Origin of the sequence: Brevibacterium oceani (assembly GCF_017948325.1) — a bacterium.
Classification (GTDB): Bacteria; Actinomycetota; Actinomycetes; order Actinomycetales; family Brevibacteriaceae; genus Brevibacterium; species Brevibacterium oceani.
The window spans coordinates 1,003,911-1,018,813 of the sequence record NZ_CP072846.1 but is presented as its reverse complement, the minus strand read 5'-3'; the positions used below and the strand labels follow the sequence as shown (position 1 = coordinate 1,018,813).

Below are 14,903 nucleotides of genomic sequence, written 5' to 3'. Positions count from 1 at the left end.
AAACGACGCCACAGGCACACCACAGACACAAACACCTGGTATTACTGATAACGATTGTCATTCCGTATAAAATGCCGCTATGGACATCAACGACGACCAACCGAAGAGCCCGGCACACTCCTTCCACGCCGGCGATCCCTACGCCGCAACCGCCGGCGCCTACGACCTTTACATGGCGGAGTACAGAGACAGCCAGATTGCAGCCCTGCAGGAACTTCGCCCACGACTGAGGCCCTCGGCCGGCCCGATCCTCGATGTGGGCGCCGGCTCCGGACTGAATTGCGCCTGGGTGCTCTCTCAAATCCCGGACTCGAAAGTCATCGCAATCGAGCCGAGCCCGGCCATGCGCGCCCTCACGCTCCAGCGGATCGCGGCACACCCCAACTGGTTTCATCGGATCACCGTCCGGCCAGAGGACTTCTTCTCGGCACCCTTGCCGACAACCCTGGGCGGTGGAATCCTCCTCGGGGTTCTGGGTCACTTCGATGCCGGTGAGCGGGCGGCTGTCTTTGCGGAACTTGCGGCACGAATGACGGCCGGGGCCGCAGCACTCATCGACCTGCAGGAACCGGAGGCACCGACGCGGGTGGAGCCGTTCGAATTCACGGCCGCCCGAATCGGGCAGCTGCACTACAAGGGCATCGCCGAAGGATGGACGGCCGGAGGCGAGACGATGCGATGGCGCATGACCCACCTCGCCCTCGAAGGCGAGCGAACCCTCACCAAGGAGACCGTCGACCACCTGTACCACCACCCCTCCGCCTCCACTGTCGCCAACGAGGCGGCCCGGGTCGGCCTCGAGCTCGAGCGCCTCGGCCAGACGACCTATTGGCTTCTGCGCAGCAGGCAGTAGACCAATCCTTCGCTTAATCATATTGCAATTTGTTTATATGTATGATTTGCTGAGGTTGTGCACGCAAAGGAGAGCGGACTGAGCCGAGCCGCTGAACTATTCAAGGTCCTCGGCAATGAGTCACGACTGTGGCTGGTCCGGCTCCTCGGCGGCGAACCGATGACCGTGAGCACCCTCACCGAGGCAACCGGCATGTCTCAGCCCTTGGTGTCCCAGCACCTGAGATCGTTGCGCCAAGCCGGCCTGGTGACCGCTGACCGACGCGGCAAGGAGATGACTTACTCCCTTGCGGATGAGCACGTTGCTCATGTTGTCGCTGACGCTCTCGTGCACGTACAGGAACCGGTCTCGGACGACGAGACCTGACCAGCGAAGAAGGAAACACCATGACTGACACTCACACATCTGCCGAGCACACAGCGACCGAGCACGAACACGGCGAGGGCTGCGGACACGAAGCCGTCTCCCACGGCGATCACGTCGACTACCTCCACGACGGTCACCGCCACGCGGTCCACGGAGATCACTACGACGAACACTGAGTGTCGATCAGACTGAACGCCGAGTACCCGCACCGATTCCTTTCGGCGCGGGTACTCGGCGCTTGAGGCTCAACAGGCAGACGAGGCTCTCCGCCCGAGGACCACTCCCTCACGCGGAATTCCGAAATGAGCTCACCGTATACGACAAGCAACCTGGCCTGATAGCGTGGCGCGGCGTGACCCATGAACAGACGCCCCAGTCCCCAGATGCTCCTACCGATCGGACACAGCCGTCGAACCCGGCCGACCGCATCGTCTCGATCGACGTCATCCGCGGCATCGCCATCGCCGGCATTCTGCTCATCAACATCAGCTATTTTCTCCACCAGGCCGGGCAGACAGAGGATCCAGTCGGCACGGACGCGGTGATCTGGCAGATCGTCGACGATGTCGCCCTGGGAAAGTTCCACTTCGTCTTCGCCTTCCTCTTCGGCACCGGCGTCCACATCTTCCTCACGCGACTGCGCGCGAAGGGCAGATCGACGTGGGTCTACGTCCGCCGCATGATCATCCTTATCATCGCTGGCCTCATCAACTCGGCCCTCGGCGGCATCGACGTACTCGCCTCCTACGGGGTCCTCGCTCTCCTGCTTCTGCCCCTGAGCCTGCTGCCGAGGTGGTCATTCGTCAGTCTCGGTGTCCTGGCCGCGGTCGTCCCGGACGTGCTGCAGCTGCTCACCAGCGTCGGCGGCGTCGACCTCCACCTTCCGTCCCTGCTGTTCCCACTGCTGTCGTTCGCCAGGACCCTCGGCCACATGGTGCTCGGATTCTGGCTGGCGGGCCTCGGCCTGTATTCCGCGACGACGCGTGTGCCCGTCATCGGCCTGTTCATCCTCAGCCTCGTCGGCTCGATTCCCCTCTGGATCTGGACCGGCGCTGCCGGGATCGGGACGACCGATGCACACGAAATCGCCTTCCGCACCGCACTCGTTCCTGGTTTCATGTACGTCGCCGGCCTGATCCTCCTGCTGCGCACCGCAGTCGGGAGCGCCTGCCTGTCATTCCTGCGCCTCTACGGGCGGATGGCGTTCTCGAACTATCTGGGCCAGACCGTCATCTGTGTGCTCGTCCTCCCGCTGCTGACCGCCCTCGGATACATCTCTGCCCCGCTGGGACTCGGCATCTGGGCCGTCATCGTCGTCGTCCAATGTGCCTTCTCGACGTTCTGGCTGCGGCACTTCCGCTACGGCCCACTCGAATGGGTGTGGCGCTGCGGCACCTATTGGCAGCTCACCCCGCTGCGCATCGCCGAGACCTCTCGGTCGTGACCCTCCTTCCAGGCTGCCCCCTTGATTTCACCGACAACTGGAGTACGTTGAAATCACGTTCGCATCCGCGGATCACAATGCAGTGAGGCTTCGCGAAAGGAGCAGCCGATGGCCACCAATCCGAGCATCGAAGAGCTGAGCTACGAGGAGCGGACCTTCGATCCGCCTGCCGAATTCGCAGCACAGGCCAATGCCAAGGCCGACGAATACGACAAGGCAGCCGCTGACCGCCTCGGCTACTGGGAGGAACAGGCGAAGCGGATCACCTGGGACACTCCCTTCGACACGGTCCTCGACTGGTCGAACGAGCCCGTGGCCCAGTGGTTCGTCGGCGGCAAGCTCAATGCCGCCTACAACTGCGTCGACCGCCATGTCGAAAACGGTCTTGGCGACCGTGTGGCCTACTACTTCGAAGGCGAACCCGGCGACACCCGCACCATCACCTACTCCGATCTGCTCCGCGAGGTCTCCAAGGCGGCCAACGCACTGACCGAACTGGGAGTCAAGACCGGCGATCGGGTCGCCATCTACATGCCGATGATCCCCGAGACGGTGTTCGCGATGCTCGCCTGCGCCCGCCTCGGAGCCCCGCACACCGTCATCTTCGGCGGCTTCTCGGCCTCGGCGATCGCCGACCGCGTCAAGGACTGCGGCGTCGAATTCGTCATCACCGCCGACGGCGGCTATCGCAAGGGCAAGCCATCAGGCCTGAAATCCGTCGTCGATGAGGCCATGGCCGACTGCCCCGAGGTGCGCAACGTCCTCGTCGTCCGCCGCACCGGCCAGGACGTCGACTGGAACGACGAACGCGATCTGTGGTGGCACGAGGTCGTCGATCGGCAGTCGGAGACCCACACGCCGGAGGCCTTCGACTCCGAGCATCCGCTCTACATCATGTACTCCTCGGGAACGACGGGAAAACCCAAGGGCATCATGCACACCACCGGCGGCTACCTCGTCGGCACCTCGTTCACGCATTGGGCGGTCTTCGACATCAAACCCGACACCGACGTCTATTGGACCGCCGCGGACATCGGCTGGGTGACCGGGCATTCGTACATCGTCTACGGTCCGCTGGCCAACGGGGCCACCTCGGTGCTCTACGAAGGCACTCCCGACACTCCGCATCGCGGCCGCTGGTGGGAGATCGTCGAGAAGTACAAGGTCTCCATCCTCTACTGCGCACCGACGGCGATCCGCTCGTTCATGAAGTGGGGCCGGGACATTCCAGCCGAGCACGACCTGAGCAGTCTGCGGCTGCTCGGCAGCGTGGGCGAACCGATCAACCCCGAGGCCTGGATGTGGTACCGCGAGCACATCGGCGGCGACAGGTGCCCCGTGGTCGACACCTGGTGGCAGACGGAGAACGGCAGCATCCTCATCAGCCCGCTGCCGGGCGTGACCGCGACGAAACCGGGCTCTGCCATGCGGCCCCTGCCGGGGATCGTCGCCGACGTCTTCGACGACGAGGGCAACTCGGTCGAACCGGGCACCGGCGGTTACCTCGTCATCAAGGAACCGTGGCCGTCGATGCTGCGGACCCTGTGGGGAGACGAGGAGCGGTTCAAAAAGACCTATTGGTCGCAGTACCCCGGGGTCTACTTCGCCGGGGACGGAGCGAAGATCGACCGCGACGGGGACTTCTGGGTCCTCGGTCGCGTCGACGACGTCCTCAACGTCTCCGGCCACCGGATGTCGACCGCGGAGATCGAATCCGCGCTCGTCGCGCATCCGAAGGTCGCCGAGGCGGCTGTGGTCGGGGCGCGCGATGAGCTGACCGGGCAGGCGATCGAGGCCTTCGTCATCCTCCGGGAGAGCGCCGCAGACGGCGGTGACGACATCGTGGCCGAACTGCGGGGCCATGTGCGGTCCTCGATCGGTGCGATCGCCACCCCGAGATCGATCATGCTCGTGCCCGATCTGCCGAAGACCCGGTCGGGCAAGATCATGCGCCGACTCCTCAAGGATGTGGCGGAGAACCGCGAGGTCGGCGACGTCACGACGCTCGCGGACTCCTCGGTGATGGACCTCATCCAGAAGGGCATCTCCGAGAGCTGACCACCCCTGGTGGGATGCCGGAACGAGCGCCCACCCCCTTGCGGTGACCCACGTCATACTGATGTACTGTTGAGTAACTTCTGAGTGGGTCACCGTTTCGGTGTCCGCGTCCGGAAGCCTCTGAACCGACATCGACTGCAAGGATGCACAAGAATGAAGCGTGGAACCGATATCTCCGGCGCACGGGTGCTCATCACCGGAGCCGGCAGCGGAATCGGCCGACTCATGGCCCTCGATGCTGCAGCCCGCGGAGCCGCCGAGATCATCATCTGGGATCTCTCAGCAGACAGCGAAGAGGCCGTGCAGGCCGAGCTCACCGCTCGCGGCACGGCCGCTCGGGCCTTCGCCCTCAACGTCGGCGACGCCGACCAGGTCGAAGCCGCAGCTGCCCAGGTGGGTCCGATCGACGTCCTCATCAACTGCGCAGGGATCGTCACCGGCAAGAAGCTCCTTGAGAACGACGAAGAGGCGATCAGGCGCGTCTTCGAGGTGAACACCTTCGCCCTCTACTGGACGACGAAGGCTTTTCTGCCGGGCATGATCGAACGCGACCGCGGCTCCGTGGTCACCATCGCCAGCGCCGCGGGCCTGACCGGAGTGGCTCGGCAGACCGACTACTCGGCAAGCAAGTGGGCGGCTGTCGGCTTCACCGAATCGCTGCGCGGAGAACTCCGCGCCGATGGCAGCCACGTCAACACTCTCGCCGTATGTCCCTTCTACATCAACACCGGCATGTTCGCGGGCGTGCAGACGAAGTTCCCGCGACTGCTGCCGATCCTCGAAGAGACCGATGTGAGCACACGCGTCCTCGACGCCGTCGAATCCGGACGTGAACAGCTCGTCATGCCTTCGCTCGTCCGCTGGGTTCCCGGCGCACGACTGCTGCCGACCCGAGCATTTGACAAGGTCATGGACTTCCTCGGCGTCAATCAGACCATGGATCACTTCACCGGCAGGACCGGTCGCGGGCAGCAGAGGCGTGCGCGCGGATCGGCGGCACGGGCCCGGCAGGTGGCCGGAACTCGCTGACCTGTCCCCGGCTCCCCGCAGCTGCGTCGTCCCGGGTCCACAATGGGTTCAGGGACGATGCACGAGGAGGGGGACATGGCCACGACCGATCTTGTCTTGGAAGGCGGAGGGGCGAAGCTGCCCGGCCTCGTCGGGGCAGTCGATGCCCTGGCCGAGGTCGGCTATGCCTTCCATCGCATCGCCGGAACCTCGGCCGGAGCGATCGTCGGCTCGCTCACCGCGGCGGGGATCGCACCGGCGGAGCTGCGGCAGACGGTGCTCGAGAAGGACTTCTCCGACTTCGAGGACCTCTCCCCCGCGCTCCGTCTCGTTCCGTGGCTCGGCAGGGTCCAAGGGCTGCTCTTCCACAAAGGCATGTACCTCGGTGACGCCCTCCACGACTTCCTCGCCGAGGCTCTGGCGAAACAAGGGGTGCGCACGTGGGGTGACCTGCGACTCCACGATCCCGAGGGAGATCTGCCGCCGGAGCGCAGCTTTCGGCTCGTCGTCATCGTCTCCGATGTCTCCCGCGGTCGCATGCTCCGCCTGCCCTGGGACTATGAGGAGGCCCTCGGCGTCGATGCGGACAGTCAGTCCGTCGCCGAGGCGGTGTGCGCCTCGGCCGCGAGTCCGTTCTTCTTCCGTCCCCGCAGTCTGACTGCGCGGGCGAGCGTGGCGGGCGGATCGTCGGTGCTCGGTGCCGACGGCGGTCTGCTCTCGAACTTCCCCGTCGACGTCTTCGACCGCAAGGATGCGCGCCCGGCCCGCTGGCCGACCTTCGGCGTCATGCTCTCGGCACGGCGCACCGCCGCGACCGAGTGGCGGCCCAACGCCACCACCTTCCAATTCGCCCGCTCGCTCGTCTCGACGATGCTCAACGCCCACGACCGTCGGCACATCGACGAGCCTTCGGTGACCGAGCGGACGATCTTCGTCGACACCGCCGATCACAGCAGCACGGACTTCGCTCTGACGACTGCCGACAAGCTCGACCTCATCGACTCCGGCACCGAGGCGGCTCTGAATTTCCTCGAAACCTGGGACTGGCAGGAGTGGAAGGACCGCTTCGATCGGCAGTGACCCATGGCCGGGGCAGCGGACTCCGTGTAAGAATGAGGGCCCGAGAAGTTCTCTCAGCCGATGTCGTCGCAAGGAGTGACCATGAGCGAATTCGATACTGACCCGACACAGTGGCAGGATGACGACCTCCCCCTCCATGAGCCGACCGCCGACGAACTGGACGACCCGGAGCTCGACGCGGTCGAGGCCGACGCCGAGGATCTCGACTCCGACCTCGAGACCGATCCCGACGGACAGGATGGGCCCTTCGTCGAGCCCGGTGCCGACGGCCCCGAAGGAACCGGTGTCGAAGGTGCCGACGATGTGCTCGTCGACGACGCAGGCTGGGAGGACGAGAACGAGGCGCCCGACCTCTCGGACGAGTTCAACACCGATCAGTCTCCGGCAGCGGAGCAGGGAAATCGCGTCGGCGACGAGATGGTCTCCGAAGGCGATGACGACTTCGAGGTCGCCGAACTCGACGGCGATGACCTCGACGTCGACGCGCTGGCCGATGACGGAACCGAAGAGGTCTCGGTCATCGACGGGATGCCCGAAGTCATTGACGATTCCTATGAGGAGGACTGAGCTCGCTTCGGGTTCGCGACGTCCTGATAGCTCAGCACGCGCTGTGTCTCCGCGGGTCGCCCACTGTCCAAAACAGCCAGCGACCGCAGTCCTGCACTCAGGGCCGTGCGGTAGAGGAGTGAGCCGGTGCTGATCCGCGCCACGCCCGCCTCGGCGAGCGCGGACAACGGGAGATCAGGACTCGCCAGAACGTGAGCACATCGCCGAGGTCGTCGCCGCCGAGCCAGAACGTGTCGATCCTGGCGTTGACGAACAGGTCCGAGAAGGCCGCTTTGATCGCGGCGATGGTCGCGGCCAGCGTTGCTGGTTCGGTCAGGCGGCCGAAGGCGGAGTCCTCGATGTTGATTCCTTCGACGGCCAGGCCCGGCGGCGCCCCCTCCGGTATGGCAAGGCTGTTGCCGAGCGTTTCGACCACGGATTCCGGTCCGTCACCGTACCCGTCTTCGAAATCGCATGTCAGCAGCCCCTCCGGCAGCACTTCCCGCATCGCCCTGATCAGTCCGGACATCGCTGTGAGCGTCTCGCGATCCTCGTCGGCGGCGCCGATTCCGGGAATGTCCTCGTCATGGCTCCATCGTAGGTCGCTGTCACTTCGGACGGTGCCGAAGCGACTCCACCCCTCTCCCAGCACCAGGTCGCCGTGTGCTAGGACTGGAGAGGAGAGGAGTTGTCCATGTCAACGGGATATCCGCGTCGCCAGTCGACATCCGCTGCAAGCACGAAGTTCGACCTGCCGCACATGGGATCGGGCCGCCCGGTCCACCGCCTCGGCGTCATCGCCACCGTCGCGACCTTCGGCGGTCTGCTCTTCGGCTATGACACCGGGGTCGTCAACGGGGCTCTCGAACCGCTCAGTGAGGACTTCGGACTGACGTCGTTCTCCGAAGGCCTCGTCGTCGCCTCACTCATGGTCGGGGCGGCCTTCGGCGCCGTCTTCGGCGGTCGCGTCGCCGATGCCCAGGGCCGGAAGAAGACGATCCTGCTGCTGGCCTGCGTCTTCATCGCCGGCACTCTCGGCTGCGTCCTCGCCCCCGGCGCCGCGTTCCTCATCGGGGCCCGCTTCGTCCTCGGGATCGCCGTCGGAGGCGCCTCGGCGACGGTGCCCGTCTACCTCGGCGAGGTCGCTCCGTCGGAGAAGCGCGGCAGCTTCGTCACCCGCAACGAGCTGATGATCGTCGGCGGTCAGCTCGCGGCCTTCATCATCAACGCGGTGATCTTCAACTTCTTCGGCCACGTCGATTCGATCTGGCGGTGGATGCTGGTCGTCGCTCTGGCTCCGGCGATCGCCCTGCTCGTGGGCATGCTCTTCCAACCCGAGAGCCCTCGCTGGCTGATCTCGCAGGGCCGCACCGAGGAGGCTCTCGCCGTTCTCAAACAGGTCCGCTCCCCCGAACGCGCCGAGGCAGAAGTCGCCGAGGTCACCCACCTGGCCGCCGAGGATGCGAAGGAATCCACCGGCGGTCTGTCCGACCTCGGCACCCGGTGGGTGATGCGTTTGGTCATCATCGGCGTCGGCATCGGCTTCTTCCAACAGCTCACCGGCATCAACTCCGTGATGTACTACGGCACTCAGCTGCTGATGAACGCCGGCCTCGACTCCGGTGTGGCGATCATCGGCAACATCGCCAACGGTGTGTTCTCCTTAGCCGGGATCTCGCTGGGCATGTACCTGCTCAACAAGCTGCCTCGGCGGGTCATGTTCCTCACCGGATACGCACTCATCGCACTCTTCCACACCCTCGTCGCGCTCACCGCGGTCTTCGTCCCGGCCGGTCCCGGCCAGGCCTGGACGGTGCTCGCCGTCCTCGTCCTCTTCGTCTTCTCCATGCAGGGCACCGTCGGCCCACTGACCTGGCTGATGCTCTCGGAGATCTTTCCGATGAAGATCCGCAGCTTCGCGATGGGCATCTGCGTGTTCGTCCTGTGGATGATGAACGCCGTCGTCGCCCAGTTCTTCCCGCCCCTCATCCAGGGCATGGGCATGACTGCGACCTTCGGCATGTTCGCCGGCATCGCCGTGATCGCCTTCGTCTTCCTCGCCTGCCTGCTGCCGGAGACGAAGGACAAGGACCTCGCGCAGTTCGAACGGGATTTCAAAGCGAAGTACGGCAGGAAGTAAGGAGTCTCCATGTCAGTCGCCGTCGCCGTCACCGACAGTCCCGAGGGCAGGTTGGCCCTCGAGTCCGCCGTCGCCGAAGCGCAGTCACGCAGCACCGGACTGCTGCTCATCAACCTCACCCTGCACGACTTCGACACCGAGGAGGTTCCTCCCGGCCTCGAGGTCACCGTCATCAACCGGTCCGGTCGCGGCGACCGTGACCCCGTGACCGCGGTCATCGACGAGATCGACGAGCACCCCGAGGTGGATCGGCTCGTCCTCGGCGTCCGCGGACGCTCCCGGGTGGGCAAGGCCGTCCTCGGCTCCGTCGCCCAGCGGCTCATCCTCCGCTCCCCCGTCCCGGTGCTGGCCGTGCGCACCGACCGCACCAGGCGCTGAGAGCCGAGCACCCATGGCATAGGGTGGGTCTCGACCAGCGGACTATCGAGGTGGAGGAGCGCCCGTGGAGGAGATGACGACTGATCCGGCGGCGGCCGATCGACTCGAATCCGCTCTCACCGGCAGGATCGATCCGACCGCCCTCGACGAGATCGCCAACCTGGCCCGGCAGGTGCCGCAGGCGGAGATCGCCCGCCTCGTCCACACGTCGACGCCGCTGCAGTCGGCGATGCTCTTTAAGGTGCTGACGAAGGCCGAAGCCCTCGACGTCTTCGAGGACCTTCCGCCGGCCTATCAGGCCGAACTCATCGGCAACCTCCGCGAACCCGAGGTCGCCGACATCGTCGAGGGCCTCGACCCCGACGACCGTGCCGAACTCTTCGGCGAACTGCCCGCGAGCGTGGCCAGCCGCCTGATGAAGGGGCTCACCGCCGAGGAGCGGGAGATGACCTCGGCGGTCCTCGGCTATCCGAAGTCCGCGATCGGTCGCTACATGTCCCCCGAGGTGCTCGGCCTGCACGAGGACTGGACCGCCGCCGAGGCGATGGACGTCGTCCACGCCCGCATCGACGGACCCGAGACCGTCTACCTTCTGCCCGTCGTCGGCCCCGGTCGGGTGCTCCGCGGGGTGGTGTCCCTGCGCAACCTCCTCGCCGCCGACGGCGACATGGTCATCGGGGACATGGTCCGCGATTCCATCAGCACGCATGCGCTGACCGACCGTGAGCAGGCTGCCCGTGAGTTCCTCTCCCACCGGCTCATCGCGATGCCGGTGACCGACCAGGAGGACCGCCTCGTCGGGATCCTCACCATGGACGACGTCCTCGACATCATCGACGAGGAGGACGCGGAGGACTTCGCCCGCGGTTCCGGCACCGAGCCGCTCGACCGGTCCTACCTGTCCTCGACGATCCTGCGCCTCGTTCGCAGCCGCATCGTCTGGCTGCTCGTCCTCGCCGTCTCCGCGATCCTCACCGTCCAGGTCCTCGAGGTCTACGAGGACCGGCTGGATCAGGTCGTCGTCCTCGCGCTCTTCATCCCGCTCCTCACCGGCACCGGCGGCAACACCGGCAACCAGGCGGCGACCACGGTCACCCGGGCCCTGGCCGTCGGGGAAGTGCGCATCCGCGACCTCGGCAAGGTGATCTGGCGGGAGCTGCGTGTCGGCGCGGTGCTCGGTGCCGTGCTCGGGACCTTGGGCTTCATCATCGCCGGTCTCGTCTACGGATGGTCGATCGGCTTGGTCATCGGGCTGACGCTGCTGTCGGTGTGCATGATGGCCGCGACGGTGGGCGGGCTGATGCCGATCATCGCGAAGAAGGTCGGCGCGGATCCGGCCGTGTTCTCCAACCCGTTCATCTCCACATTCTGCGACGCGACCGGGCTGATCCTCTACTTCACGATCGCGACCACGGTGCTCAGCCTGCGGTGAGGACTGTCGGCCTGCGGTGAGGGTCAGCCTGCCGGCTCAGGCCGACCAGGCCTCCCACAGCTCGGCGTAGCGTCCGCCGGCGGCGACGAGTTCGGCATGGGTGCCGGCTTCGACGACGCGGCCGTGATCCATGACGAGCACCCGATCGGCGGTCTCGGCCTGACTGAGACGGTGGGCGACGACGAGCGCACCGCGTCCGGCCAGGGCAGCACGCGCGGAGCCTTCGAGGACATGCGCTCCGGCCGATCCCGCCTCGGCGGTGGCCTCGTCGAGGATCGCGAAATCAGGATCGGCGAGCACCAACCGGGCCAGGGCGATCGTCTGCTCCTGCACCGGACTCAGCCGCTGTCCGCCGTCCCCGACCGCCGTGTCGAGACCCTGTGGAAGGGTCCGGGCCCAGTCTGCGCCGACCGTGTCGAGGGCCGCGAGAATCGCCTCATCGGATGCCTCGTCGACGGGCAGGGCGATGTTCTCCCGCAGGGTTCCGACGAAGGTGTGGACCTCCTGCGCGACCATGGCGACGTGTCCGCGGAGCACGGATTCCGGAAGCGCGGTCAGCTCCTCCCCCGCCGAGGCGGTCCCACCGTCCGCCAGCATCGCGCGGCCTCGGCTGGGTGCGGAGAGTCCCGCGGCGATCCGGGCCAGCGTCGACTTGCCCGCGCCCGTAGTGCCGACGACGGCGACGACCTCACCCGGTTTGATGCGCAGATCGACGCCGGTGAGCACATGATTGTCCGAGTTCGGATCCTCGTCGTAGGTGAACCAGACGTCGTCGATCACGAGGGCCGGCGCCGCGGTCACAGCACGGTCGACGGAAGCCTGCGACCGCCTCGGCGAGGTCGTGGCTTCGTCGATGACGCCGACCATGCGGGTCAGCGAGGCACCAGCGGATTGGACCTGGTCGAAGAGTCCGACGAGCGCGCCGATGGGGTTGAACAGGCGGTGGAAGACCAGCGCTGCAGTGGTCACGGCTCCGGCCGTGGATTCGCCGAACCAGACGAGCGCGAACCCGGCGATGAGCAGCAGGGACAGCACGACCGCCTCGGCGCGGTTGTTGCGGCCGAAGGCGCGGGTGAGGAACCGGAACACGTGGATCGAGAGGTCTCGTGCCTCGCCTGAGGCCGCGTCGATGCGGGTCATCTCCCCGCCCTCGGCGCGGTAGGCGCGCAGGGTCTGCGCCCCTGTCAGTCCGCCGAGGAGGCGGCCGGCACGACGGCCGAACGCGGCGCGCTCTTCCTTGTAGATGGGTTCCGACCTGGGCAGATACCAGCGCAGGGTGAACCAGTACATCGGCAGGGCGACGAGGCCGACGAGGCCCAGTCGCCAGTCGATCGCCACCAGCCCGGCTGCGGAGACGAGGACGACGAGGAGGGATTCGACGACGAGCGGCAGCACCTGGGCTGCGGCCTCGCTGATCTTCCGGGAGTCATCGGCGACGCGGGAGACGAGGTCGCCGGTCCCCGTCGATTCGATCCGCTGGGACTCCAGCGACATCGCGGCGTCGACGACCTCGGTGCGCAGTTCGGCGACGACCGGCATGGCGATGTGGGCGAGCGCCCACGCCCCGATCCACGTGCCCAGGGCCATGACGATTCCGGCCACGGCCACGGCGATCGCGCAGAACCAGACGACGTCATCACCGGCCCTGGCGGGAAGCTCGTCGACGAGGCGGCCGATCGCCCAGGGTCCGACGAGTCCGGCTCCCGCGTTGGCGAGTCCGGCGATGACGAGGAGGACGACCCATCCGGCCCTCGCGCGCAGGAGCGGGGCGAGGTGAGAGAAGGATCGACGGCGTGAGGCGATCGTCAGAGTGGTGTGTGCGCTCACCGGGTCACCGCCTGTCGGTAGGCCTCGGCGGTGCCGTCCGCGGCGGCGAGCAGCTCATGGTGGGTGCCGATGAGCGCGGGCCCGGTGGAGGGCACGAAGACGACGGTGTCGGCGGCGGCGAGGAAGGCCGGTGAGCTCGTGAGGATGAGGGTGGCGGTCGCCTCGGCGCCGCGTCGCAGCCGGGTCACGCCCTCGGCGATGCGGGCCTCGGTGACGGCGTCGACGGCGGTCGTGGGTTCGTGGAGGACGAGGACGGACGGGTCGGCGTCGAGCGCGCGGGCGAGCGCGACGCGCTGGCGCTGCCCGCCGGAGAGGTTGCCGCCGAGTTCCTGGATCCGGTGATCGAGTCCGCCGTCGACGAGGCCGAGGAGCTCATCGGTGCCCGACGCGGTGAGCACGTCCTCGGTGACGGGGTGGTCGGTGGTGCCGACGATCATCGTGATGTTCGACCGGATCGTGCCTTCGAAGAGGTCGACGGTGTGCGGGGAGACGATCATCCGGTCCGGTCCCGTCCCGCGGGCGTGGCCGCCCAGGGCACCGAGGAGGTTCGCCGCGGGATCGGCCCCCTCCGTGACGATGCAGGTGAGCTCCCCGAAGGCGGTGGTGAAGTCGATGCGGCGATCGTCGCCGACGTCCCAGCTTCTGACGGAGAGGCCTGAGTCGTCGAGGGTGATGGTCGGCGGTGCCGCGCGGCCCGGGCGTTCTGGACGGTCCGTCGCCGAGGTGGTGCCTGCACTGTCAGCGGCATCGGCAGTGTCAGCGGCATCGGCTGTGTCGATGTCGTGAAGGAGGGTGGCGATCCGGGAGGCGGCACCGTGGGATTGGGCGAACTGTCCGACGATGTCGGCCAGTGCCCGCATGGGTTCGGTGAGGAACGCGGTCATTCCGAGGATGCCGATGAGCGCGCCGACACTCATCTCGCCTTCGATGAGGCGCAGGCCGGCGACGATGAGGACCGCGGCGAGGACGATCGACATGACGAGGGCGCCGAGGCCGGCGAGGCGACCCGTGCGCTCACCGGTGGCGATGCCGGCGACGGCCGCCTCGTCGGAGGTGGTCCGGTATCTCCGGACGGCCCAGGGTTCGCCGCCCATCGCCTTGATCACCCGCAGACCGTGCATGAGGTCGGAGGCCGATCGTCCGGCACGGGCGACGGCCTCGAGCTGGGCGCCGGCCTTGGCCGAGACCGAGCGGCCGGGCAGGGCGACGATGATCAGTCCGATGGGCACAGCGATGAGGACGACGAGTCCGGTGACCGGGTCGGCGATGAGGAGGAAGACGGCGGCGGTGAGCATGCCGAGCACCGACGCGATGCCGCGTCCGGCCTGCTGGAAGGACATGGCTGCGGTGTCGGCATCGGCCGAGGCGATCGAGAGGACCTCGCCCGAGGCGCGGTCGGCGGGCAGGTTCGCCGAGGTGAGCGCGGCGTGGGTGATCTCGACGCGCAGTGCGTGTGCTTCGTGTTCGCGGGCGGCGTTGCAGAAGCGGGAGCCAAAGCGGTAGCCGAGGCTGAGCACGGTGAATAGGAGGCCGACGCCGATGATCGAGACGATGAGCATCGGCCACGACAGCGGGATGATCGCCTGGTCGACGACGATGCCGATGGCCACGGGCACGAGCGCTTCACAGACCTGCCACAACGAGAGTGTGACGGCACCCGGGATGAGGAGGGGCAGGCGCCGACGGGCGGCTCTGGACAGAAGGGTCGAACCTGACGAAGGAATGGTCGGCACGAAGGATACCCTAACATCACCAGCATCTTCGAGGACTA

Annotated in this window: 14 protein-coding genes; 11 read left to right on the top strand and 3 right to left on the bottom strand. The window is 66.8% G+C overall.

What is annotated here, in order from left to right:
* The first annotated feature begins 79 nt into the window (after positions 1–79).
* The 8 genes from J9314_RS04315 (at position 80) to J9314_RS04280 (ending at position 7,376) form a co-directional block, all read left to right on the top strand.
* Positions 80–853, top strand: a complete 774-nt coding sequence (locus J9314_RS04315) for a class I SAM-dependent methyltransferase (protein ID WP_210604708.1) — start codon at positions 80–82, stop codon at positions 851–853.
* A gap of 57 nt (positions 854–910) precedes the next feature.
* Positions 911–1,219 carry an ArsR/SmtB family transcription factor gene (locus J9314_RS04310; protein WP_210604707.1) on the top strand — a complete coding sequence of 103 codons (309 nt, stop codon included), beginning with the start codon at positions 911–913 and terminating at the stop codon, positions 1,217–1,219.
* Positions 1,220–1,239: 20 nt separating this feature from the next.
* Complete coding sequence (locus J9314_RS04305) at positions 1,240–1,395, top strand: zinc transporter permease (RefSeq protein ID WP_210604706.1); 156 nt, start codon at positions 1,240–1,242, stop codon at positions 1,393–1,395.
* 176 nt (positions 1,396–1,571) lie between these two features.
* Entirely contained in the window at positions 1,572–2,663 is a 1,092-nt protein-coding gene (locus J9314_RS04300) for a DUF418 domain-containing protein (protein ID WP_210604705.1), read from the top strand.
* Positions 2,664–2,771: 108 nt separating this feature from the next.
* On the top strand, positions 2,772–4,721 hold the full coding sequence (gene acs / locus J9314_RS04295; protein WP_210604704.1) for an acetate--CoA ligase: 1,950 nt from the start codon (positions 2,772–2,774) through the stop codon (positions 4,719–4,721).
* Between the two features lie 153 nt (positions 4,722–4,874).
* The gene (locus J9314_RS04290; protein WP_210604703.1) at positions 4,875–5,750 is read left to right on the top strand and encodes an SDR family oxidoreductase; all 876 of its coding nucleotides are present in this window, start codon (positions 4,875–4,877) and stop codon (positions 5,748–5,750) included.
* Between the two features lie 75 nt (positions 5,751–5,825).
* The gene (locus J9314_RS04285; RefSeq protein WP_210604702.1) at positions 5,826–6,809 is read left to right on the top strand and encodes a patatin-like phospholipase family protein; all 984 of its coding nucleotides are present in this window, start codon (positions 5,826–5,828) and stop codon (positions 6,807–6,809) included.
* Positions 6,810–6,890: 81 nt separating this feature from the next.
* Positions 6,891–7,376, top strand: a complete 486-nt coding sequence (locus tag J9314_RS04280) for a hypothetical protein (RefSeq protein ID WP_210604701.1) — start codon at positions 6,891–6,893, stop codon at positions 7,374–7,376.
* Positions 7,377–7,473: 97 nt separating this feature from the next.
* Here the strand turns inward: J9314_RS04280 and J9314_RS04275 are convergent, their stop codons facing one another.
* Positions 7,474–8,007 carry an isocitrate lyase/phosphoenolpyruvate mutase family protein gene (locus tag J9314_RS04275; RefSeq protein ID WP_281412363.1) on the bottom strand — a complete coding sequence of 178 codons (534 nt, stop codon included), beginning with the start codon at positions 8,005–8,007 and terminating at the stop codon, positions 7,474–7,476.
* Between the two features lie 42 nt (positions 8,008–8,049).
* On the opposite strand from J9314_RS04275, the gene J9314_RS04270 reads away from it, so the two are divergent.
* The 3 genes from J9314_RS04270 to mgtE all read left to right on the top strand — a co-directional run bounded on the left by J9314_RS04270 (position 8,050) and on the right by mgtE (position 11,305).
* Positions 8,050–9,495, top strand: a complete 1,446-nt coding sequence (locus J9314_RS04270; RefSeq protein ID WP_210604699.1) for a sugar porter family MFS transporter — start codon at positions 8,050–8,052, stop codon at positions 9,493–9,495.
* A gap of 9 nt (positions 9,496–9,504) precedes the next feature.
* Positions 9,505–9,873: a universal stress protein gene (locus tag J9314_RS04265; RefSeq protein ID WP_210604698.1), complete on the top strand. Its 369-nt coding sequence runs from the start codon at positions 9,505–9,507 to the stop codon at positions 9,871–9,873.
* A 73-nt stretch (positions 9,874–9,946) separates the two neighbouring features.
* Positions 9,947–11,305, top strand: a complete 1,359-nt coding sequence (gene mgtE, locus J9314_RS04260) for a magnesium transporter (protein ID WP_210604697.1) — start codon at positions 9,947–9,949, stop codon at positions 11,303–11,305.
* Between the two features lie 36 nt (positions 11,306–11,341).
* Here the strand turns inward: mgtE and J9314_RS04255 are convergent, their stop codons facing one another.
* Entirely contained in the window at positions 11,342–13,132 is a 1,791-nt protein-coding gene (locus J9314_RS04255; RefSeq protein ID WP_210604696.1) for an ABC transporter ATP-binding protein, read from the bottom strand.
* A complete protein-coding gene (locus J9314_RS04250) occupies positions 13,129–14,865 on the bottom strand; it encodes an ABC transporter transmembrane domain-containing protein (protein WP_246490607.1) in 1,737 nt (578 codons plus the stop codon). Before J9314_RS04250 ends, J9314_RS04255 begins: the two co-directional genes overlap by 4 nt.
* Positions 14,866–14,903 lie beyond the last annotated feature (38 nt).